Below are 20,088 nucleotides of genomic sequence, written 5' to 3' on the forward strand. Positions count from 1 at the left end.
AGGCAAAGTCAGGAAGAAAAGAGGAATCTGAATCGGGTGGGCGCGGCTCGGCGTCACTTGGCCGCGTCTGGTTTCGCTGCCGCCTTGGCGTCCGGCGCATTGGCGCCGTAGGCCACCTCGCGGCGGAACACGTCGCGGTCCAGCGGGGCCAGCGCCTCGTCCAGCACGCTGCCGGGCGGCTTGCCGGACAAGGCGGTCGGCACCGGGCGCTTCCACGGAACGATGTAAAGCACCTTGGGCAGCTCGCGGTTGCCGATGATCTGGGTGGTCTCCAGGTCGGCGTGGTCGGTGGTGCCGCTGTCCGCCGGCGCGGCGGCCGAGGCGGGCACGGCCGCCGGCTTGGCCGGTTTGGTTTGGGACCACGCGGGCATGGCGCAGGCGGCGGCCAGGCTCAACAAGGTGAGGCAGCGGGCAGGGCGCATCAGGTAGCCTCCTTCTTTGCGGCGCCAGGCGCCGGCTTGCGGTTCTTCAGCTCGGTGACCCACTTGGCCACCACCGGGTCGCCAGCGGGCGTGAGTGCCAGGTAGCGCTGGTACTGGGCCATGGCGCCGGCGGCATCGTCCAGGTACAGGTCCAGCAGCACGCCCAGGTTCAGCGCGGCGTTGGCATGGTTGGCATCCAGCGCCAGGGCTTTTTCGTAAGCGGCGCGTGCGTCGGCGAAACGGCCCATCAGGCGCAGCGTGATGCCGCGCTGTTCGTGCAGGGTCGCGCTGTCGGGCTTGGCGGTCAACGCAGCATCTCCACTGGCGAGTGCCTCGGCCAGCTGGCCGGCCTCGCGCTGGCGCGCGGCTTCGGTCGCCTGGGGCGGCAGTGCGCTGAGCTCGTCGTTGCTGCGTTCTGCCTTGCCGTAACGGGCCGGGCGCAGCGTTCGCAGCGCGGCAAAGCTGCGCTTGACGCTGTCATCGTACAGGCCTTGCGTGGTGCGCTGGACATTCAGCGTGTGCAGCTCGGCGGCTTTTTCCTCGAACGGGAAGGCCTGCTCCTCCAGCAGCACGTCGTACTGCTCGCGCTCGGTCTTCGAGAGCTTCTTGGGCCGCTCGGAGCTGAGCATGGCCTGGCCGAAGTCCTGGTAAAGCATGGCGGTTTGGTAGGTGGCAGCGGTCACGGTGTCGGCCACCCCGTCTTCGGTCGCCAGGGCATAGGCCTTGAGCGCATCGTCGAACCGGGTTTTCTTCAGCTTCAGCGCGGCCTGCAACGGCTCGACCAGCGCCACCGCGCGGTAGCGTGCCGCCACCGGCTCGGCCAGCGCCAGCGCTGCCTGGGCGCCCAGCACGCGGGTGCGTGGCGTGCGGGCGCTGCCGCCGGCGCGGTCGGCCTGCAGGATCTCCTGCTGCCAGGCCAGCGCGCGCGTCGGGTTGCCGGCGTTGAGCTTGACCAAGTGCGAGCGGGCTTCGATGGCAGCGTCCAGCGGCGTAGGGTACTGGCGCACATAACGTTCCCAGGCTGCAGCGGCCTGCGGCGTGGCATTGGCCTTCTCGTACAGCTCGGCGGCCTGCCAGCGCGCGGCGCGGGCCAGTTCGGCGTCCGGCGTGGCGGCGGCCACACGTTCGGTCTCGGCGGCTGCTTCTGCCCAGCGGCCCAGTTCGGTGTAGGCCAATGCCAGCTTGGGCGGCAGGTCCTTCTGCAGCGGGTGGTTCGGGTAGCGCTGGCGGAAGTCTTCCAGCAGGCGCACCGCGCCGGCCCAGTCTTTTTGCGCCAGGCGCGCGGCAGCGGCGTCGTACTGCGCATTCACACGAACGCTGGACTGCGGCGCGGCTTCTGCCACGCGCTCGAAGTGGCCCGCTGCCTCGGCGCTGCGGCCTGCGGCGCGGGCCTGGTCGCCCTGCTGGTAGATGGCGGCAGCCAGGCGCTCGCTCAGGCCGTTGCGGTCGGCGGCGTTCGCGGCCGTGAGCGCGAGGCTGTCGCGGTAGGCCTTCTCGGAAGCGGCGTAGTCCTTGACATCGAACGCCGTCTGGCCGAGCACGGTGAAGGCGACGCGGCGTTGGGCGTCCGGTGCGGCGGGTTGCAGCGCGAGCAACTGGCGGGCGGCATCGGCTGCGGCGGGCGCGTCGCCCAGGCGCAGCAGCGTGTCGGCGGCGTTCGCCAGCACTGCGGGGGTGCGCGGGTCAGCCGGGTAGCGCTTGGCAAAACGCAGGCCGCTGGCGACGGTTTCGCGCTGCAGCGCCGTGCGCTGGTCGTCGCCCGCGGCCTTGGCCTGTTCGGTGTGGGCCAGCAAGCCGGCGTAACCGGCATCCGCGTTGCCGGCTGGCGTGGCAGCGGGCGCCGAGGCAGCGGTGGCGGGCGCAGGCGCTGCGGCGTAGGCCACGCGCTCGTATTCGGTCGCGGCTTCGGCGAAGCGCTTGTTCTCGAACAGCAGCTCGGCCAGCAGGAAGCGGTTGCGTGCGGCTTCGGTGTCGTCCGGGAAGGCGGCCAGCAGCGCGCGGTACCACTGCACGGCTTCGGTGACGGCGGCGGTGTGCTGCGCCGCCAGCTCGGCGTCGGTCGGGCCGCGGTTGGCTGCCGTGACGGGGGCCGGCTTGGCCTGGGCCAGCGCATGGTAGTGCGCGGCCAGCGCGGCCAGGTGGGTCTTGACCAGCGGCTGAGCCTGCTTCCACGCGGCCGGGTTGGCCTTCTGGAACGCGCTGCCCGGGCCGTACAGGCCGACAAAGGCCTTTTTCTCGGCCAGCGCCTGCTGCATGAAGCCGGCTTTTTCGTAGATCTCGATCACGCGCGCCTGCAGCACCGGCGCCTGGCCGTGCTGCGGGTGCAGGCGGGCGAACGCGAGGTAGGTGTCGGCAGCGTCCTTCGGCCGTTCCTGCTTCAGGTACAGCGCGGCCAATTGCTGGTACAGCCGCACCTCGTAGCTGCGGCGTGCGTCGCTTTGGATCAGGGCCGGGATGCTTTCCGCGCCTTGCAGGTTCTGCAGCGCCAGGCTGGTGACGCGGAAGCTGTCTTCGACCAGCTCGCGGTCGGCGCGGGTCAGGTCGGGCAGTTTTTCCAGCGGCACGTCGTCGGGCTTGCCGGCCAGGCGGCCGTCCAGCACGCCGAGGAAGGAGGCCAGCGCCTGGTCCAGCCGGCCTTGCTTGAACTGGGCCCAGCCCTGCATGTAGAGCGCACGCTCGCGGTACGGGTTGTCCTTGGCGCCGGCCAGCACGGTGGCGTAGGCGGTCTCGGCGGCCGGGTATTGGCGGGCGGTGAACAGCTGCTCGCCGCGGCGGAACTCGGCCTCGTCGCGGTAGCGGGTCTGCGGGTACTGGGCGACCAGGCGGTCCAGCACCTTCTGCGCGGCTTCGAGGTCGCCGGCCTGCTCATGCGCACGCGCCAGCTGGTAGAGCACCTTGTCGTTGCCCGGGTCCTGCGGATAGGCGCGCAGGTAGTCCTGGTAGCGGGTGATGGCGGCCTTGTATTCCTGGGTCGCTTCGGGGCCGCTGGCGGCGGCCGCGGCGCGGTCGCTGCGGTCCATTTCCAGGTCGCCCAGTCGGCGCAGCGCTTCGGCGCGCTGCTTGGGCGACGGGCCGGCGGCCAGCAGCGCGGTGTAAGCGGCAATCGCCTGCGACTCGCTGCTCTTCATCGGCTGGCCGCTCGCCGGCAGGTCCACCGTGCGGCCGGCCAGTGCCTTCAGCGTGGGTTCGTTGTCGGGCGAGCTGGGCTTGGTACCGCACGCGGTCAGCAGGACGGCCAGGGCAGCGGCAGCCAAGGGCGTGTGCAGGAAGTTCATCGCGTCAGGGCTTCGCATTGGGGCCCTCCGGCTTGGCCGGGCTGTCGTTCGTGCCGGGGCTGCGTTCCAGCGCCTGGTCGTGCAGCTGGGCGAGCGCAAAACGCGCCTGGGTGGTGTAGCCGGCCAGGCGCTCCTTCTGCTGCTGCAGCGAGGCAATCGCCATGGCCTGCAGAGCTTGCTGTTGCACGCCGCTGAGGGCCGCAACCTGAGGCGCGAGCTGCTCGACGCGCTGGGCCATCAGGTCCAGCCGCTGGCCCAGCGAATCCAGGCGCTGGCGTTCGCTGCCTTCGGCTTGCAGCAGTTCCTCCAGCCGGTGGCCGGCGGAGTCCAGTTCCTTGCCCAGCTGCTGCAGGCCTTTGCGGGCCTGCCAGGCGCGTTCGGGGTAGGCTTCGGCCAGTTCCCAGTTCAGCACGCCCGACAGCAGGCGCAGGCGTTCGCGCTGGGCGGCGGTGTCGGGGGCGTCCGCTGCGGCGCCCAGGCGGTCCAGCGTGTCGCGGGCGGTGCCGGCGCGGCTGAGCAGGCCGCGCTGGCGGGTGTCGGCAAAGGCCAGGCCGTCGCCATCGGTGCTGGCCTGGGCCAGCTCGGCGCTCAGTTGGTCGCGCAGCTGCTTGCGCGGTGCGAGGTCAATGCCACCGGTCTGCGCGTGCAGCATCGGCAGGCGTTTGTCGAAGAATTCGCGGCGGTGGTCCAGCATCGCGCGGTAGCTGGCCAGCTTGCTGCGCCAGTCGGCCAGGTTGGTCTGCAGGAAGCGCAGGTCGCGGTGGTTCTTGAAGGCTTCCTGGAAGTCGTTCCGGGCCATCACCAGGCGCAGGTGGCCGGCGGCCGGCATCTGCGGCAGGCGCGAGATCTGGCGCAGCGCACCCATCTCCTCGCCGGGATTCAGCGTGAGCAGCGCGTCCAGCCAGCGCGGGTCGCGCAAGGCGGTGATGGAGTCGTCGAGCTGCTGGTCGGCCTGCGCATACTGGCCCAGCGTCTGTTCGTACTGTGCCGCAGCCGGGGCGATGGCGCCGAGCTCGGTCAGCGCGTAGGGCATGGCCAGGCGGGCTTCCAGCACCGCGGCGTCGTCGCTGTCGCGCTTGGCGAGTTCGGTCCAGGGCACCAGGGCCAGCCTGGGCTGCTTGAGCGACAGCGCGGCCCAGCCGAACCCCAGCAGCGCCTTGTTCGACGCCGGACCGTTCAGGCGCACGCGCTCCAGCCACTTGCGGGCGTTCTCCGGCTCTTCGGCCTGCAGTGCGCTGTAGCCCAGTGCGACGTTGGCCTGGTCGCGCAGTGCGCGCATTTCCTCGTTGCCGGCGGCTTGCTGGCCGAGTTCGTCGAGGATCTTCACGCCGGTGTCGCGCTGGCCGCTGCGGATCAGCGCGACGCCGAGATTGAAGCGGGCATAGCGGGTGGCGCGGTCGTTCTCGTCGTCGGCGTACTGCTGGCCGAACCAGCCCAGTGTCCAGACGGACGCCCAGCCCGACGCCCGGGCGGCAGGCTTGCGGCCGGCCAGGCCACGCAGCGCATCGGCGGCCGGGCCGTACTGGCCCAGCGCCATCTGCACCTGGGCCTGCAGCAGCGCGTGGTCGTCGGCCAGTTGTGGCGGCAGCGGGCCGTCGATGCGGGCGAGTGCGTCCGCTGCCTGTTGCACCAAGCCGCGCTGGTAGCGGATCTTGGCCAGGAAGTACCAGGCGCGGCGGCGCGTGGCCGGCTCGGCGCCGCGCTCGATCAGGCGCTCGAAGACCTGGGCGGCCTGGCGGTGCAGGCCGTAGGACAGCAGCAGGCCGCCGCGCAGCACTTCGGCTTCGTCGTCATGCGGGGCGACCCGGTGCAGCGTCTGCGAGACCATCAGCCCGGTGACGGCGGTGAAGTACTGGTCCTGGAAGAAATAGAACAGCGCGTCGCCATAGTGCGGCGCCTGCACGGTGATGGTGGGCGAGGGCGGCTCGGCCGCCAGCGAGCTGCACGGCAGCATGCCGCCCAGCGACGCACCGCAGGCAGCTGCTGCCGCCCAACGGCGCAGCAAAGGAGCTTTCACAACCGCGGTCACTGCCAGACTTTGACGTCGAACACCGGCTGCAGCGTGCGGGCCGAGTCCTTGATCTGCAGCTCGACGTACTTGGGTTCGCTGCCCTTCTCGAACTTCAACGTGGTGCCACGCTTGTAGTCGCGCTCGTGTGGGCCCTTGCCGACGAAAAACGCCACCAGCGTGTGCTCGCCGCTGCGCAGGTTGCCAAGGTAGAAGCGCTGCACCCCACCGCGCCGCAGCGCCACCAGCTCACGCTCGGTGTAGAGGTGGTTGCCGACTTCCTTGCCGTCCAGCAGCACCTGCACCGAGTCCAGCATGAACAGGTCGCCCACGTCGCTGGAAACAAACACGGCCACCTGGGTGCTGGCCGGGAACAGCAGTTCCTCTTCGAGCAGCAGCAGGTCGCGGTTGAGCTGGATCACGTCGGACTTCAGGCCTTCGACGCGAGCGTCCAGCGCCACCGGATCGGCCGGGGCCGATGCTGCCGAGGGCGCGGATGCGGCAGCTTCGGGCACGGCGGCCCGCGACCAGCTGGTGAGTGGCGCGGCCAGGGCCAGCAGGCAGCCGGCAGCGGCCAGCGCATGGCGCAGCGCTTGGGGGAAGGTCTTGGGCATGGTGCTTAGAACGTGGCGGTCATGTAGAGCTGCACCACATGGCCGGTGAAGGCATAGGGCTTGCCGGTGCGGATGTCGGTGAAGTCCTGGTAGTCGAAGCGCACGATCTCCCAGGAACCGTGCAGCTTGACGTCGTACTTGCCTGGCACGCTGGCCGCGTTCCAGCTCAGGTGGGCACCCAGCGACATGCTGTTGAAGGTGCCGAGCTGGCGGTTGCGGGTGAAGTAGGTGGTCTCGGTCGGCGCGTTGTCGCTGTAGAACAAGGCCTTGGTCTGGTGGTTGTAGCGGCCAAAGCCGTCGACCAGGAAAGCGTCGCCCAGGTAGCGGGTGTAGCCGGCCTCCAGCGTGTTGGCGCGAATCGCCCAGTTGTCCCAGAAGTACCTGTATTCCGCATGCACGGCGCTGCGTGCACCGGCCTCGCCCACGTCGCCGATCACGCGGAACTTGACCGCCCGGCTGGCGCGGGTGCTTGGGTTGTTCTCGTGGATGAAGGAGCCGAAGACACGCGCCAGCCGGTACGGGCTGCCGAGGTAGCCGTCGTCGGCAATGGCTTCGAGGTTGGCGCTGGCGACCCAGCGCGGGCTGAGGATCAGGCTGCCGCCGACCCGGTACTGCCAGTGGCGGGCGCTGTCGGAAAAGCTCGGGTTGTCCTTCATGCCGACCTGGTCCTGGCCGCGCGTGAAGCCCAGCGAGATGGTGCTCAGGCCGCTGAAGATTTCCTGCGACACGTCGACCGAGAAGCTGTTGGCGACGTAGTCCGGCTCCTGGCTGTGCGAGCCGCTGAGCGTGATGAGGCTGTCGCGCGTGGCGTAGGCCATGCTCAGGTCGAACTCGTTGCGCACTTCCTTGTAGGCGCTGGCGGTGGTCACCACGTCGATGGACGCATTGCTGACCATGTCCACGTAATAGGTGCCGCTGAGCGAGACCTTGTCGGCAATGTTCTTGCGCACCAGGAAGGCCGGGCCGATGGCCTTGACGCCACCGCCGTCGTAGATGTGCACCATGGCTTCGGCGGTGTCGGCAGGCAGGTCCACGGCACGCGCGGCGCCATGACCCAGCAATGCAGCAAGGCCGGCGCCCAGGGAGCCGAGCGCGGCACCGATGCGGCGAAGGATCTCAGTTGCAGCCACAACCGCCTCCCTGCACGCCGGTGGCGCCACGGCCGCCTTCGCGCACCGTGTAGACGTGGTCACGGTGCTTCTCGGCCAGCGAGTCGCGCGAGAACTGCATGATCGGGTCGGCCAGGCGTTCGCGCTCGTAAGGTTGGACCCAGGGCTGCGGCGTGCTGCAGCCGGCGAGCACGGCCGCGGCGAGCACGGAGAGGGCAGGAAGGACGCGCATGGTCTTCATTTCCATCACTCCTTCAGCAGCGCGCGGATCTGCTGGTCGTAGGTCTGCTCGAAACCTGCGCGGTAGCCGCGGTGCAGGAAGCGCACCTTGCCGTCGCGGTCGATCAGCACCGTGGATGGCATCGAGTTCAGCTCGTAGAGCTTGCTGACCTGCTTGGCACTGTCCAGCAGCACCGGGAACTTCACGCCCAGCTTCTGCGCCAGTGCGGCCGCCGCGGCAGGGTCTTCGTCCACGTTCACGCCCAGCAGCTGGAAACCGGCACCCTGGTAGCGCTCGTAGAGCTTGCCCAATTGAGGCATCTCTTCTCGGCAAGGGGCGCACCAGGTGGCCCAGAAGTTCAGCAACACGACCTGGCCGCGCTGCTCCTGCAGGCGCAGGTTGCGGCCTTCGGTGGTGCGCAACGTGAAGTCCGGCGCCGGGGCGTTGGGCGTGGGCGCGGCCTGGGCCAGGCTGGCGAGCAGCAGCAGGCTCAGGGCGCACAGGGCAAATGGGCGCAGCAGGGAAGACGGGAGATTCATGTCGGCAACAGCAGGGCAGGGGACGCGGGCAGGACGGTCAGAAGAAGAACGACGCGCCGGTCGTCAGCTCCAGGTTGTGGGTGCTGTCGCGCTTGCCCAGCAGGTCCAGCGTGAAGATGTGGTCGCGCATGTCCACGCGCAGGGCAAACCAGTTGTTCAGGAAGACCTTGGCACCGATGCCGAAGTTGAAGGTCTGCTCGCGCTGGTCGACGAAGCGGGTGCGGCCCAGGCCTGCCACCAGGTAGAGCTGCGAGAGCTTGGCGGTGCTGCTGCCCAGGAAGATCTCGCCGGGCAGCATGTTCCAGCCCAGCGAGAGGTTGTAGTAGCTGAGCTTCTCGGTGTCGCTGGTGAAGATGCCGCCGGGCAGGATGCGGCGGAAGGTTTCGTCGGTGACGTTGGTCTGGCCGTAGGCGGCTTCGGCGAAGAAATCTTCGGTGATGTGGTAGCCCACGCGCGCCCCGCCGGCGAAGCTGGCGCCGAAGTTCTGCGTGCCATAGATGCCGCCGAACAGGCCGACCTCGAAGTCGTTGGACGGGAAGCGCGCGGGGCGCAGCTCACTGCGCTGGACTTGCGGCACGATGGCCTGCTGGTCGCCCGAGGTGGTGGTGTCGACGGCCAGGGCGGGCAGCGCGAGCAGCAGCGCGGCGCTTGCAACGGCCAGGCGGGGAAAGGAAACGGAATGGGCCATGGGTGGCAATCAGAAGAAGAACGACAGGCCTGCGGAGTACGCGCGGTATTCGCCGGTGCGCTGCTGCGACAGGAAGGCGGTGTAGAGCGTGCCGTCCAGCCGCAGCACGAAGCGGTCGGTCAGGTGCCAGCGCAGGCCCAGCCGCATGTCGGCCAGCTTGGCATCGGTGGTCTGCGACTCGACCAGGCTCTGGTTCGGGATGTTCTTGAACTGGCCCACGCCGACCGCGAAATACGGCGACAGGCGCTGGTCGGACCAGGGCTCGGCCATCAGGTCCACATGCCACAGCGTGCTGCCCGAATACACGCCCTGCACCTGGGCCAGCGAGCCCTCGAGGCTCAGCGTGTCGGACATCCGGTACGCAGTCCAGAAGCGGATCATCGGTTCGGACTTGAAGCGGCCCCAGGCGGCACCCAGCTCGACCCTGCGGTTCAGGTAGTCGCCCAGCACCACGTCGCGGAACAGCTGGTCGCCACCGGCCACCACGGTGTTCTCCAGCTGGCCGCGCTGGACCCAGCCGAGCTTGCCGTTGGCGGTGCGGACCTGGTACCAATCGGTGTGGCGCAGCTCGATGCGCAGCCACTCCTGGCGCTTGGCGACGTAGAAGATCGGGTAGCCGCGGCCCGGGCCGCTGCGCATCTCGACGTAGGCCACCTGGACCTGCACGATCTCGACCTTGTCGTCACGGCCGGGTTCTGCGCCGACCCAGACCAGGGGCTGCGGAATGCCGACCGATGGCACAGCCTCTGGCGCGTCGACTGCCGGCATGACAGTTTGCGCCACTGCGGAGGCGGCCGAAGCTGTCAGGGCGACCAAAATCGTCAGCTGTGCGGCAAGGCCTGTCACACCGCCCAGACGGGAGAAAAAGCTCATGGGGTCGTGTTGCAGGTGCCGGTGGCCGGGTCGGCGGGCGTGAACATGCTGTAGGAGGCGGTGCTGAATTCGTCCTGGCCCTGCGGCGCGGGGTTGGAGATCCAGTAGCGGATCTTCTGCGCATTCGGATCGGACTCACTCGCAAAGATCAGGCCGCCGCCGTGCAGTACGTTCTTCAGCAAGGGCTTGTCGAACAACCGGCTGTCGTCGGCATTGCCAGGCAGCGTCACGCCTTGGGCCGAATAGAAGTTGCGGTACATGTCCGTCGTGCGCAGCACGTCCGCCGACTGGCTCAGGTCCTGCGCCGGTGCGCCGCCGACCACGCGCAACGCGCCGCCGGTGCCGGTGGTGTTGTCATGGCAGCCACCGCTGGCGCAGGTGTTGGTGTGGTTGCTGCCGTCAGGGGCTGCCAGCGCCGCTTCGAGGATGGGCTGGATGCACTTCTGGTAGTAGGCGAAGGACAGCTTCTCGCCGGTGGCGCCGGGTGGATTGGTGATGTCTGGCGGGTTGCCCAGCGGGCCGCCGCCGCCACAGGCCGCGAGCAGGGCACTGCCGGTGGCGACCACGGCCATGCCGGCCAGCCAGGTCATCCAGCTCGGGCGCCGGCGGGTGCGAAACAACGGGAACGACAGGTTCATCGGGCAGAGATCCGGGTGCCGGTGGGCGAGGCCGTGGTGGTAGCGGTTGCGGGCTTGAGGCTGGTCGAGGCCTTGATCATGGCCTTGCCGTTGTCCTTGCTGGCTTTGTGCTTGTTGGCCGCAGCCGGGTTGCTGCAGCCGGCGGCAATCCACGCGACCATGGCGTTGTAGGTGCTGCTGTCCACCGGGAGCACGGCCTGTGCCTGGCTGGCGGCGGCAGCCGGGTGCGGAATGGTGGACGGCCGGGAGATCAGCGGATTGGTGGCCGGCGAGCAGACGTCCGAGATCATCGACAGCGAGACGTTGAAGTCGCCTTCCTCGCTGCCGGTGAGCACGAACTTGTTCTCGTGGAAGTCCTTGGCCGCGTTGCTGCCGATGGCCATGTGGCAACCATTGGCGCAGTTGGCCATCAGGATCGGGTGGATGCTGGCCTCGAAGGCTTTCTCGTCCAGCGTGGCCACGGTGCGCACGCCGCTGCTGGCGTCGAAGGGGTCGTTGTAGTACTGGCCGCCCAGGTCCATCCATTCGGCGACCAGGCGCTTCTCGGCTGCGTTGAGCAGGGTGGCATGGTCGGGTGCGGGCGACGCGGGCGTGGGGTGGGAGGTCAAGGCGTCGCCGCTGGCCATCAGCTTCTGGCCGGAGAGGATTTCCATCAGCCGGCTCTTGCGTGCCAGGCCCAGCGCACTGCCTTCGCTGGCGTCGTTCTGCACCAGCGCGGCCTGGCGCGTGACCATGGGCACGCCTTCTTCGAGGTGCGTCTGCGGCAGGCCGGTCTTCGGGTCCAGCACCGGGTCGCCGATCAGCAGCTCCTCGTACGAGACCAGGCGGCCGCTGCCGGCCAGCGTGGCGCTGAGGTCCAGCTTGCTGGTCGTGCTGGCGGCGTTGTGGCAGGCGGTGCAGGTCAGTGCGCCGTCGGTGCCGCGGGCACGGGTCCACAGCGGCTGGATGTTGTCGACGTAGTTGATGATGCCGCGCGTCGGTGCGGCGGTGACCAGGTCGTCTGCGCTGTTGTCGTTGCCGGTGTAGCGCAGCGAGATCGCCTGGCGGGCGGTGATGCCGGGCTGGGTGGTGTCGGCCCACACGTCGGCATACATCAGGTCGGAGACCAGCTTCAGCGCTTCGGGGTCCAGCCGGGTGCGGGTGCCGGCCAGCGTTTCGCCGGAGGCGCGGCCGGCGGTCAGTGCGCTGCGCAGCGTTTCGGGCACGGTGTTGACGACGGTGCCGGAGTTCAGCGAGCCGCCGCGGCGCGGGCTGTGGCAACCATCGCAGGTGCGGCGCTCGCCCGGGCGCACCTGGATCCAGTTGGTGTGGGTCTGGAACGCGCGGCCTTGCGAGTCGATGATGGCCAGTGCGACTGGGGTGTCGGCCGGGATGGTGAGCTTGAACGAGCCGTCCGGCTCGATCGGCGCGTAACCCAGGATCTGCTGCGGCTCGAAGTCGGTTTCACCGATTGCCTGGCGCAAGCCCATGCTGCCCGAGGGTGGCGCCACCGCACGCGTGGCGCGCACGAAGCGGGCCGGAGAGCAGTGGTAGGCCGGGTCGGCCGGGTCCTTCATCTTGACCAGGTCCGCGACCTGCGAGCGGGTGTCCAGCGGGTCGGTGGGCGCGGTCTTGGGAATGGCAGCGCTGCAGTTCTCGCCGAGGTCGGTGGCGCCGAGCACGGCGTCGCCCATGCGGCCCAGGCCGTCGGTGTCATAGACGCTGCGGACTTCCAGCAGGCCCAGGTTTTGGGAGGCCAGGCTGCTGTCGACCGGGGTGGCGTCGGTAGCATTCGGCTCGGTGCGGGCCTGCAACGCGATCGGGTCGGTGTACATGAAGCCGGCGTCGGGCGAGGCCACGTTGAGCCAGGTCTGCTTGGCCGGGTCGAACATGTAGATGGCGTACGGCGGCGGCACGTCGTCCTGCAGCGTGTCGGCGGCCGCCGCGTCGCGGCCGCGGCCGTCGTCGCTGAGGCGGGCGATCTCGTCGGCGGTCAGCGTGGCGCACGAGACGACGTTGCCGTCGCGTGTCACTTCGCAGGGGCGGTAGGCGACCAGCAGCCGGTCGGTGCCGTCCCACAGCGGGTAAGGCGTGGTGACGCGGCCGTAGCTGGACAGGCCGCGGTCCATCTCCAGCAACTGGTCGGTGATCTGGGCCTGGCCGCCTTGCGTCGGCACGCTGGGGTTGGCAGGGGTGTTCTGCTCGGAATAGTTGGCCACGTCGACCCGCATCAGCGCGCCGCCTTCATGGGTGCGCGACAGCGGCATCAGGTCGGTGGACAGCTGGCCGGCGTAGGCGCCCTTGGGGTCCATGTCGCGCGGGTGCAGGAAGCTGTTGCCTTCGCTGTGCGCGCCGTAGAGGACGAACAGGTCGGTGCCGTCCGGCTTCATGCGGAAGACCTTGAAGTGATTGCGCCCGCCCACGTGGTCCCAGTGCGAGAACATCACGTCGCCATTCGGCCGCACGACAGGGTTGCGGTCATGGCTCTGGTTGAAGGTCAGCTGCACGATGTTGTTGCCGTCCACATCCATGCTGTGGATGTTCAGCGTGCGTTCGCGCTCGTATTCGTCCAGCGCGTAGTAGCTGCGGTCCAGTGCCTGGCTGAGGTGGGACTTGGCCTGGCGGTTCGACGCAAAGACAAAGCCGCGGTTGCCTGGCAGGTAGACCGGGTCGACGTCGTCATCAGTGGTCGAACTGGTCAGCCGGCGGAAGGTGCCGGCGGTCAGCCCGCCGGTCGTCATGTCGTATTCCCAGATGTTCCAGTGGCCGGTGCAGGCCGGCTGGCCGTTGACCAGCGAGGTGTTGCTGGTGGGGCAGCGCAGCGAGAAGATGACCTTCTTGCCGTCGTACGAAACCTCGGGGTCGGAGGCGTCGCCCTTGCCCTGGGTGATCAGCGTGGTCAGGTTGTGCTCGGGCGCGCTGGGTGAGGACTTCTCCCGCAGCATCAGGTCGCCGCCTTCAGCGAAGCCGGTGCCATCGGTGGGGTTCAGGCCGACGGTGTTCACGCGCTTGACGTAGACCAGCGGCACGTCGCCGTTGACGGTCAGCGTCGAGTCGCCGCTGGTGCTGCCGCCGCCGCAGCCGGCGAGCACGCTGGCGATGAGCAGGGCGAAAGCCGTCGCGGCACGGGTGCGCAGGTCAACAACTGGATTCATGACGGGCTTTCGCATAGGGGGCGCGCGGAGGAGGTGACAAAGAACGTCAGGCGAGGAAAAACCATGCTGACGATGCAGATTCAGTGCCCGGCTTGGCGCAATCCGCCGGAAAAGTGCAACTGCCCGTTTCCATCGACGATCACAGCATCCACACCGGGCAGCGTGTCGATCAATTTCAGGCCGGCGGCGGCGCCCAGCACGAACACCGCCTTGGACAGTGCTTCGGTGGTGAGGCCGTCGTCGGCCAGGATGGTCACGCTTTGCACGCCTTCGGCCGAACGGCCGGTGCGCGGGTCCAGCAGGTGATGGTGGCGGCGGCCGTCGCCGGCGATGAAGAAGCGCTCGTAGTCGCCGGAGGTCGAGATGGCCACGTCCTGCAGCGGCAGCACCGCGATGTTGGCGCCGGCCTGGCGCGGGTCCCGCACGGCGACCATCCACGGCCGGCCGCGGCGGTCGCCCAGCAGGTGGCTGTCGCCGCCGGCGGCAACCATCGCATGGCGGATGCCGCGTGCTTTCAGCAGCGCAATCGCGTTGTCCACCGCATGGCCCTTGGCGAAGCCGCCGAGGTCGATGCGCATGCCGGGCCTGGCGAAGCGTAGCGTGCCGTTCGCCCGGTCGAGCAGCAGGCCGCGGTGGCCAATGGCTTCACGGGCTGGCGCCAGCGCCGCGTCGCTGGGTGCGGTGCCGGCGCGGTAGTCGTAGAGCTGTCCGGCGCTGGCGTAGCTGATGTCGAAGGCGCCGCTGGAGAGTTCAGAGAAGCGCAGCGCGCGGGCGATCAGGCCGGCCATTTCCTCGCTCAGTGGCACCGCATGCTCGGCCGCCTCGCGGTTGATGCGCGAGAGTTCGGATGCGGGCTTGTGCGGGCTCATCGCGGCGTCGATGCGGTGCATCTCGGCCATCACCGCGGCCAGCGCCGCCTGGGCCTGGTCCGGGTCTTCGCACCACAGCTCGGCGCTGATGGCCGTGCCCATGATGGCCTGCTCGGCCTTGACCCAGCCGGGCTCATCCGAAGGCGAGGCGGGTGCCGGGGCGACTGTGGGCGGGGTGGCTGGGGCGGAGCGGGCGCTGCGACGCCAGGCGGCCGGCAGTGCGCTCAACAGTCCCATGTCTTCGGCCCGAGGCGCGGCAGCCACACAACGCGGCAGGGGTGGCAAGACACAGGTACTACTCCCAAACCAAAGGGCCGGCGGCTCGGGCGATGGCCGCGGCACGCCTGCAGACATGGGCGGTGCACGTTGCCGGTGTGGGGCCGGCCCGCGCGGTGGTCGTCCGGACCGCCCGCATGCCGGTCATCCCTGGAAGATCGGCGCGTGAGGGCGACGTTTCAGGTCAATGCCGGCAATTTGATTTCACTTTACAGCAGCGCCGGCAAGGGCCGGTAACCGCTCGTTGCTGGCGGCAGGCCGCCGGTCCAGGGCGCGCCTCAGCGCCAATCGGCCGGCAGGCGACGTTCCATGCGACGGCGCGGCAGGCGCTGCAGCCGGCGCAGCAGGCCATGGTCGGCTTCGTCAGGAATGGCTGGGCCGGGATGGCGCGCGAGCACGTCGGCCTGGATGCGCAGCAGCAGGTGGGCGGTCAGCAACGCGTCTGACAAGGCGCGGTGGGCGCGGCCTTCACGCGGCAACGCATGGTGCTCGGCCAGGCCGCCCAGCTTGTGGTTCGGCGCCTCGGGATAGAGCCGGCGGCTGAGCAGCAGGGTGCAGGCGAATTCGTCGTGTGCCGGGTCTTCGCTGGCGCCGGCCAGCGCGCCCTCGGCGCGCCAGAAGCTGCGGTCGAAGGGTGCGTTGTGGGCCACCAGCGGGCAGCCGCGGGTGAAGGCCAGCACCTCGTGCATGACATGTTCGGCCGGCGGCGCATCGGCCAGCATCGCGTTGCTGATGCCGGTCAGCTGCTCGATGAAAGGCGGCACCCAGGCGCCGCTGCGCATCAGGCTCTGGTACTGGCCGACGATCCGGCCGCCGCTCACCAGCACCGCGGCGATCTCGGTCGCCCGGGCGCCCTGGCCGGCCATGCCGGTGGTCTCGAAGTCGATCACCGCGATGGTTTCGGCGGCGGGCGCGGTGCCTGGGTCGAAGGAGGAGGCGGTGTCTTGGCGGTCGGTGGCGGACGGGCTCAGCATGCCGCCATTGTCGCGGGCCTCAGGGCAGCGCCGTGGCGCTGGCCGGCAGGCTGCGCAGGTAGAGCTGCAAGGCGTCCAGTTCCAGGTCGCTCATCTGGCTGAGTGATTCGAAAGGCATGCTGCGGCTGACGGCGCTGTGGTCGGGCCGGGTGCCGGTGCGCATCAGCCGGCGGAACAGCGCAGGGTCGGCATAGGCGGACATGCCGCTGCGGTTGCCTGAGCCTGTGGCAGTTGGCAGGTCCGGCGCCAGGCTGGGCGCCCAGGGCTGGCTGGTGTCGTCGCGGCCGCCGGTCAGCTGCGCGCCATGGCAGCGGGTGCAGGCCTGGGCCACGTAGCGGCCGTAGCCCACGCTCAGGGCTTCGGGCTCGGCAGGCTCGGGCGGGCGGGCGTGGTCGATCTTCTCGGCTGCGTCCTGCCACTGGCCCAGCCCATGGCGCAGCCGCAGCGAGGTGGGCAGCTCCAGCACGGCGGCGCGGCCGGGCACCGGCGGCAGCTGCCTGAGGTACTGGACCAGCGAGGCCAGGTCATCGTCGCTGAGGCGGCTGTAGTCGTCAGACGGCATCAGCAGCACCGGCTGGCCATTGGGCTTGACGCCGTGGCGCAGCACGCGCTCCCAGTCCGCAGGCTGGTAGCCGGCGACCACATTGCCCGGGCCGGGGCTGATGTTCGGGCTGGCGACGCGTTGGCCGGTCAGCAGGTCGTCGATGAACAACCGGCCTTCGCCTTGCTGGCCATGGCAGCCGGCACAGCCGCGTGTGTCGTACAGGTAACGGCCACGGGCCAGGCTGGCGTTGTCGTCATGCAGTGCCAGCGGGTAGGCCGGCAGGCTGATCACGCGCAAGCGCTTCTGGTCATGCTGCTGCAGGGCCCAGCCACAGACGGCCAGCAGCGCCAGCAAGGCCAGCAGCAACAGCCCGGCCAGGGCAGAGATTGCCTGCCGATGCTGGCTGCCAGCCCACTGCTCGCCGGCATTTGTCTCCACCACTGCTCGCATCTGCCTTCGACCACTGGCCACGAACCGCCGGCAGCGGGTTGACGCGGGCGGGCAAGTGGGCAGTGTCGCGGCAGGCCGCGGCGCGCGCATCCCTCATCGGATGCACGTGAGGCGTCATCCCGCTGAAGGTGTCATCACCAGGCAGGTGGTGGTGGCATGGGCGTAGACCTTGCCGTCCGGCCCATACAGCCGGCCTTCGGCAAAACCGAGCTGCCGGCCGCTGCTGATGATGCGGCCTTCGGCGCGCACCAGCGGCACCTTCAGCGTCAGCGCCCGCAGGTAGCTGATCTTCAGCTCGGCGGTGGTGTAGGCCACGCCGGCCGGCAGCGTGGTGTGCACCGCGCAGCCCACCGCCGAGTCCAGCATCGTGGCAATCCAGCCGCCGTGCAGCGTGCCCATGGGGTTCAGGAAGCGCTGCGGCGGGTGGCCCTGGAACACGAAGCGGCCGGCTTCGTATTCGATGGGCCAGATGTCCGCGCCTTCGCTGACATGCGGGTACGGCAGCTCGCCCTTGCTGATGCCTTCGAAGACCTGCAGCCCGCTGAGCCCTTGCAGCTGTCCAGGCCGGGCCACGCCGCCTTGCGACAGCTGGCGCCGGACTTCGGTTTCCTGTTGTTGCCAACGGACCAGCGTGTCGGCCGCGGTGTCGGCAGACAGGGCGGCAATGCTGTGCCAGAGGGGGTTGATGTCGGCGGGCATGGGCGTCTCCTGGAAGGGCGTGGATGGCAAGCCGGAAGCGGCGTGGGTTCGATAATAATTGTAGATACAACAGTTGTGGCTACAATTATTCGCATGAAACGCCCTGCGACCGAGCCGCCTGCGTTGGCGGAGCCACCCGCGCTGCCTCGCGGCTGCAGCAACCTGCGCCTGCGCCAGGCCGATCGGCTGGTCAGCCTGCATTTCGACGGCGTGATCCAGAAAGAGACCGGGCTGAAGACTTCGCAGTACTCGCTGCTCGGCCACATTGCCGCGATGGGGCCGGTGCGGCCGGCCGACCTGGCGGCCGCGATGGCGCTGCAGCCTTCCACCTTGACCCGCAACCTGCAGCCGCTGGTCGCGCAGGGCTGGGTGCAGATGGGCCCGGGCGCCGATGCGCGCTCGCGCAGCATTTCGCTGACCGACGCCGGCCAGGCCAAGCGCCAGCAAGCCCGGCAGTCCTGGAAGCGGGCGCAGCTGGCCTTCAACCAACGCATGGGCGCCGAACGCGTGGCCCGCCTGCATGCCTTGCTGGACGAAGTGATCCAGCTGATGAACGACACACCGGAGCCCACCTGATGAAGACATCCTCTTCCACCTCGCCCGCGGTCTGGCTGGTGCTGCTGGCCGCTGGCGGCACCTTCGCGTTGACCATGGGCGCGCGCCAGTCCATGGGCCTGTTCCTCGGCAACCTGAACAGCTCGACCGGCCTGGGCCTGGCGCAGATCAGCCTGGCCTTTGCGTTTGGCCAGCTCTGGTGGGGCCTGACCCAGCCCTTCGCCGGCCTGGTGGCGGACCGCTACGGCCCGGGCAGGGTGCTGATCCTGGGTGTGCTGCTGGTTTGCGCCGGCACCGCGCTGATCCCGCTGATGCACAGCAGCGCGGGGCTGATCCTGGCGATTGGCGTGCTGGCCGCGGGTGGCGCCGGCATGGCCGGGCCTTCGGTGCTGATGGCCGCGACCACGCGGCTGGTGCCGCCTGAGCGGCGCGGCATGGCGACCGGCATCGTCAACGCCGGTGGCTCGTTTGGCCAGTTCGTTTTCGCGCCGATCGCGCAGGGCATGACGGCCGCTGCCGGCTGGGTCTCGGCGCTGCAACTGCTCGCGGTGCTGCCGCTGATGGCGCTGCCGGCCGCGTGGGTGCTGCGCAAGCGGCCCGCGGCGGTCGGTGCGCCTGCGGCGGCGCCGGTGGAGCCGACAGGCCAGGTGCTGCGCCGCGCGCTGCGCGACCGCAGCTTCCTGCTGCTCTCCGGCGGCTTCATGGTCTGCGGCTTCCATGTGGCCTTCCTGGCCACGCATCTGCCAGGTGTCGTCGTGTCCTGCGGCTTACCGGCCGCGGTCGGTGCCTGGTCGCTGGCGGTAATCGGCCTGTTCAACATCGTCGGCAGCTTCGGCATCGGCTGGGCCATCGGTTTCCAGGGCGGGCGCTGGCGCATGAAGTCGCTGCTGTTGATGATCTACCTGGTGCGCGGCGTGGCGGTGCTGGTCTTCGTGCTGTCGCCCAAGAGCAGCGCCGGCATGCTGGTCTTCGCCGCGGTGATGGGCGTGAGCTTCCTGTCCACCGTGCCGCCCACGGCCGGCCTGGTCGCCCGCTTCTTCGGTCCGGCCCACATGGGCACGCTGTTCGGCGTGGTGATGCTGGCCCACCAGGTCGGCGGCTTCCTTGGCGCCTACCTGGGCGGCAAGACCTTCGAAGCCACAGGCAACTACACCTGGATGTTCTACGCCGACGCGGTGCTGGCCTTTGGCGCCGCGCTGATGCACTTGCCGATCCGCGAGGCATCGCGCGTGGCGGTGCCGGCAGCGCAGCCGGCTTGAGCTCAGGCTGCCGCGAGGCCTGTTTCATCGCCGCGTCGGCGGCGGCCGAACCACAGCAGCGCCGCCAGGCCGATCCCCATCATCGCTGTGCTGGTGGGCTCTGGCACTGCGCTGACCGTGCTGCTCAGCGACAGCACGGTGAAGGCATAGCGGTAGCCGCTGGTCAGCGATGAAAAACTGTCGACCACGCCGTAGTTGGTCCAGTTGGCCTGCGCGGGATTGAACACCGCTTTGCGATAGTCGATCGAATCGACCAGGCTGAGGTTGTTCGCGCCGGTAGAGACGAGTTCGAGCTGGAACAGCTGCTGCGGGTAGGTCTGGCCGTTGCTTAGAAAGCGGTTCGCCGAGAAGCCGTCCTGCGCAGGCTGGCCATTCAACACGGCATTGTTCATCAGGTGCGAGTAGGCGTTGTTGCCTTCGCCTTCCGGGTAGGGATCGGGCGCCGGAGAGGATGGAATGAGCAGCGTCGAGCCGTCGGGCTGGGTGATGCTGACCGTCATCCAGTCGGTCGCAGGGTAGCTGGCATTGTTGGACAACTGGCTCATCTGACCCGGGATCAGCACCGTGGGCGCTCTGGGGCCAAGGTCAATGCGGATCGAGCCGCTGACCGTTTGCCCCAGCCAGTCCGCAGGCATGTTGCTGCTCACCAGCGGTTGGTAGATGCCGGTCTGCAGCACCGAGTCGCTGATCTGGCCGGTGAAGTTGAACGACACCACATCGGCCCGTGCCGGGGCAGCGGCGAAGACGGCCGTGGCGACCGCGAAGACGACGCTCAAGGTGCGGAGGGTGAAAGTGCGCATGCAGGCTCCTGTCGAAGAAAAAGACGCGGAGAGCCGGTGCAGCATGGCTCTGGCGCAATGTAGGAGCGAGAGGGGGCTGGCAACAAGGCCTGGCCGCATCACGAATTAGGGGCATGCGGGCAACGTGCATGCAGCGCTCGGC

18 protein-coding genes are annotated in these 20,088 nt (G+C 69.2%); 2 read left to right on the top strand and 16 right to left on the bottom strand.

Annotation, left to right across the window (positions count from 1 at the left end; all coding sequences use genetic code 11):
* Positions 1-53 precede the first annotated feature (53 nt).
* The 15 genes from ACAH41_RS29020 to ACAH41_RS29090 all read right to left on the bottom strand — a co-directional run bounded on the left by ACAH41_RS29020 (position 54) and on the right by ACAH41_RS29090 (position 17,332).
* Positions 54-422 carry a hypothetical protein gene (locus ACAH41_RS29020; protein ID WP_325655458.1) on the bottom strand — a complete coding sequence of 123 codons (369 nt, stop codon included), beginning with the start codon at positions 420-422 and terminating at the stop codon, positions 54-56.
* A complete protein-coding gene (locus ACAH41_RS29025) occupies positions 422-3,715 on the bottom strand; it encodes a tetratricopeptide repeat protein (RefSeq protein WP_325655459.1) in 3,294 nt (1,097 codons plus the stop codon). Before ACAH41_RS29025 ends, ACAH41_RS29020 begins: the two co-directional genes overlap by 1 nt.
* Complete coding sequence (locus ACAH41_RS29030) at positions 3,702-5,714, bottom strand: hypothetical protein (RefSeq protein WP_325655460.1); 2,013 nt, start codon at positions 5,712-5,714, stop codon at positions 3,702-3,704. The genes ACAH41_RS29025 and ACAH41_RS29030 overlap by 14 nt, the downstream gene beginning before the upstream one ends.
* Before the next feature lie 8 nt (positions 5,715-5,722).
* Complete coding sequence (locus ACAH41_RS29035) at positions 5,723-6,319, bottom strand: AraC family transcriptional regulator (protein ID WP_325655461.1); 597 nt, start codon at positions 6,317-6,319, stop codon at positions 5,723-5,725.
* A gap of 5 nt (positions 6,320-6,324) precedes the next feature.
* Positions 6,325-7,449, bottom strand: coding sequence for a DUF3570 domain-containing protein (locus ACAH41_RS29040; RefSeq protein ID WP_325655462.1), 1,125 nt, complete (start codon positions 7,447-7,449; stop codon positions 6,325-6,327).
* On the bottom strand, positions 7,436-7,669 hold the full coding sequence (locus tag ACAH41_RS29045) for a DUF4266 domain-containing protein (RefSeq protein ID WP_370538750.1): 234 nt from the start codon (positions 7,667-7,669) through the stop codon (positions 7,436-7,438). The genes ACAH41_RS29040 and ACAH41_RS29045 overlap by 14 nt, the downstream gene beginning before the upstream one ends.
* A 5-nt stretch (positions 7,670-7,674) precedes the next feature.
* Positions 7,675-8,187 (bottom strand): TlpA disulfide reductase family protein, encoded by a 513-nt coding sequence (locus tag ACAH41_RS29050; RefSeq protein WP_325655464.1) that lies wholly within the window; start codon positions 8,185-8,187, stop codon positions 7,675-7,677.
* Between the two features lie 37 nt (positions 8,188-8,224).
* Positions 8,225-8,875, bottom strand: coding sequence for an outer membrane beta-barrel domain-containing protein (locus tag ACAH41_RS29055; protein ID WP_325655465.1), 651 nt, complete (start codon positions 8,873-8,875; stop codon positions 8,225-8,227).
* Positions 8,876-8,884: 9 nt separating this feature from the next.
* Positions 8,885-9,748 carry an SH3 domain-containing protein gene (locus ACAH41_RS29060; RefSeq protein WP_370538751.1) on the bottom strand — a complete coding sequence of 288 codons (864 nt, stop codon included), beginning with the start codon at positions 9,746-9,748 and terminating at the stop codon, positions 8,885-8,887.
* Positions 9,745-10,386 (bottom strand): hypothetical protein, encoded by a 642-nt coding sequence (locus ACAH41_RS29065; protein ID WP_325655467.1) that lies wholly within the window; start codon positions 10,384-10,386, stop codon positions 9,745-9,747. The genes ACAH41_RS29060 and ACAH41_RS29065 overlap by 4 nt, the downstream gene beginning before the upstream one ends.
* The gene (locus ACAH41_RS29070) at positions 10,383-13,520 is read right to left on the bottom strand and encodes a hypothetical protein (RefSeq protein ID WP_325655468.1); all 3,138 of its coding nucleotides are present in this window, start codon (positions 13,518-13,520) and stop codon (positions 10,383-10,385) included. Before ACAH41_RS29070 ends, ACAH41_RS29065 begins: the two co-directional genes overlap by 4 nt.
* Before the next feature lie 80 nt (positions 13,521-13,600).
* Entirely contained in the window at positions 13,601-14,626 is a 1,026-nt protein-coding gene (locus ACAH41_RS29075; RefSeq protein ID WP_325655469.1) for an FAD:protein FMN transferase, read from the bottom strand.
* A gap of 317 nt (positions 14,627-14,943) precedes the next feature.
* The gene (locus tag ACAH41_RS29080) at positions 14,944-15,639 is read right to left on the bottom strand and encodes a 3'-5' exonuclease (protein ID WP_325655470.1); all 696 of its coding nucleotides are present in this window, start codon (positions 15,637-15,639) and stop codon (positions 14,944-14,946) included.
* Between the two features lie 19 nt (positions 15,640-15,658).
* Complete coding sequence (locus ACAH41_RS29085) at positions 15,659-16,621, bottom strand: cytochrome c (protein WP_325655471.1); 963 nt, start codon at positions 16,619-16,621, stop codon at positions 15,659-15,661.
* Between the two features lie 126 nt (positions 16,622-16,747).
* Entirely contained in the window at positions 16,748-17,332 is a 585-nt protein-coding gene (locus ACAH41_RS29090; RefSeq protein ID WP_325655472.1) for a PaaI family thioesterase, read from the bottom strand.
* Between the two features lie 93 nt (positions 17,333-17,425).
* Here ACAH41_RS29090 and ACAH41_RS29095 point away from each other — a divergent pair, with 93 nt between their 5' ends.
* Positions 17,426-17,908 (top strand): MarR family winged helix-turn-helix transcriptional regulator, encoded by a 483-nt coding sequence (locus ACAH41_RS29095; RefSeq protein WP_325655473.1) that lies wholly within the window; start codon positions 17,426-17,428, stop codon positions 17,906-17,908.
* Positions 17,908-19,146: an MFS transporter gene (locus tag ACAH41_RS29100; protein ID WP_325655474.1), complete on the top strand. Its 1,239-nt coding sequence runs from the start codon at positions 17,908-17,910 to the stop codon at positions 19,144-19,146. Before ACAH41_RS29095 ends, ACAH41_RS29100 begins: the two co-directional genes overlap by 1 nt.
* Positions 19,147-19,148: 2 nt before the next feature.
* Here the strand turns inward: ACAH41_RS29100 and ACAH41_RS29105 are convergent, their stop codons facing one another.
* Positions 19,149-19,946 (bottom strand): PEP-CTERM sorting domain-containing protein, encoded by a 798-nt coding sequence (locus ACAH41_RS29105; RefSeq protein WP_325655475.1) that lies wholly within the window; start codon positions 19,944-19,946, stop codon positions 19,149-19,151.
* Between the last annotated feature and the right edge of the window lie 142 nt (positions 19,947-20,088).

Origin of the sequence: Ideonella sp. (assembly GCF_041287625.1) — a bacterium.
In the GTDB taxonomy this organism is placed as follows: domain Bacteria; phylum Pseudomonadota; class Gammaproteobacteria; order Burkholderiales; family Burkholderiaceae_C; genus Ideonella.

Excerpts from the sequence above, each read along its gene's own strand:
- ACAH41_RS29020 (WP_325655458.1), bottom strand. The coding sequence starts at position 422 with ATGCGCCCTGCCCGCTGCCTCACCTTGTTGAGCCTGGCCGCCGCCTGC.
- ACAH41_RS29025 (WP_325655459.1), bottom strand. The coding sequence starts at position 3,715 with ATGCGAAGCCCTGACGCGATGAACTTCCTGCACACGCCCTTGGCTGCC.
- ACAH41_RS29035 (WP_325655461.1), bottom strand. The coding sequence starts at position 6,319 with ATGCCCAAGACCTTCCCCCAAGCGCTGCGCCATGCGCTGGCCGCTGCC.
- ACAH41_RS29045 (WP_370538750.1), bottom strand. The coding sequence starts at position 7,669 with ATGAAGACCATGCGCGTCCTTCCTGCCCTCTCCGTGCTCGCCGCGGCC.
- ACAH41_RS29050 (WP_325655464.1), bottom strand. The coding sequence starts at position 8,187 with ATGAATCTCCCGTCTTCCCTGCTGCGCCCATTTGCCCTGTGCGCCCTG.
- ACAH41_RS29055 (WP_325655465.1), bottom strand. The coding sequence starts at position 8,875 with ATGGCCCATTCCGTTTCCTTTCCCCGCCTGGCCGTTGCAAGCGCCGCG.
- ACAH41_RS29060 (WP_370538751.1), bottom strand. The coding sequence starts at position 9,748 with ATGAGCTTTTTCTCCCGTCTGGGCGGTGTGACAGGCCTTGCCGCACAG.
- ACAH41_RS29065 (WP_325655467.1), bottom strand. The coding sequence starts at position 10,386 with ATGAACCTGTCGTTCCCGTTGTTTCGCACCCGCCGGCGCCCGAGCTGG.
- ACAH41_RS29070 (WP_325655468.1), bottom strand. The coding sequence starts at position 13,520 with ATGAATCCAGTTGTTGACCTGCGCACCCGTGCCGCGACGGCTTTCGCC.
- ACAH41_RS29075 (WP_325655469.1), bottom strand. The coding sequence starts at position 14,626 with ATGGGACTGTTGAGCGCACTGCCGGCCGCCTGGCGTCGCAGCGCCCGC.
- ACAH41_RS29080 (WP_325655470.1), bottom strand. The coding sequence starts at position 15,639 with ATGCTGAGCCCGTCCGCCACCGACCGCCAAGACACCGCCTCCTCCTTC.
- ACAH41_RS29090 (WP_325655472.1), bottom strand. The coding sequence starts at position 17,332 with ATGCCCGCCGACATCAACCCCCTCTGGCACAGCATTGCCGCCCTGTCT.
- ACAH41_RS29095 (WP_325655473.1), top strand. The coding sequence starts at position 17,426 with ATGAAACGCCCTGCGACCGAGCCGCCTGCGTTGGCGGAGCCACCCGCG.
- ACAH41_RS29100 (WP_325655474.1), top strand. The coding sequence starts at position 17,908 with ATGAAGACATCCTCTTCCACCTCGCCCGCGGTCTGGCTGGTGCTGCTG.
- ACAH41_RS29105 (WP_325655475.1), bottom strand. The coding sequence starts at position 19,946 with ATGCGCACTTTCACCCTCCGCACCTTGAGCGTCGTCTTCGCGGTCGCC.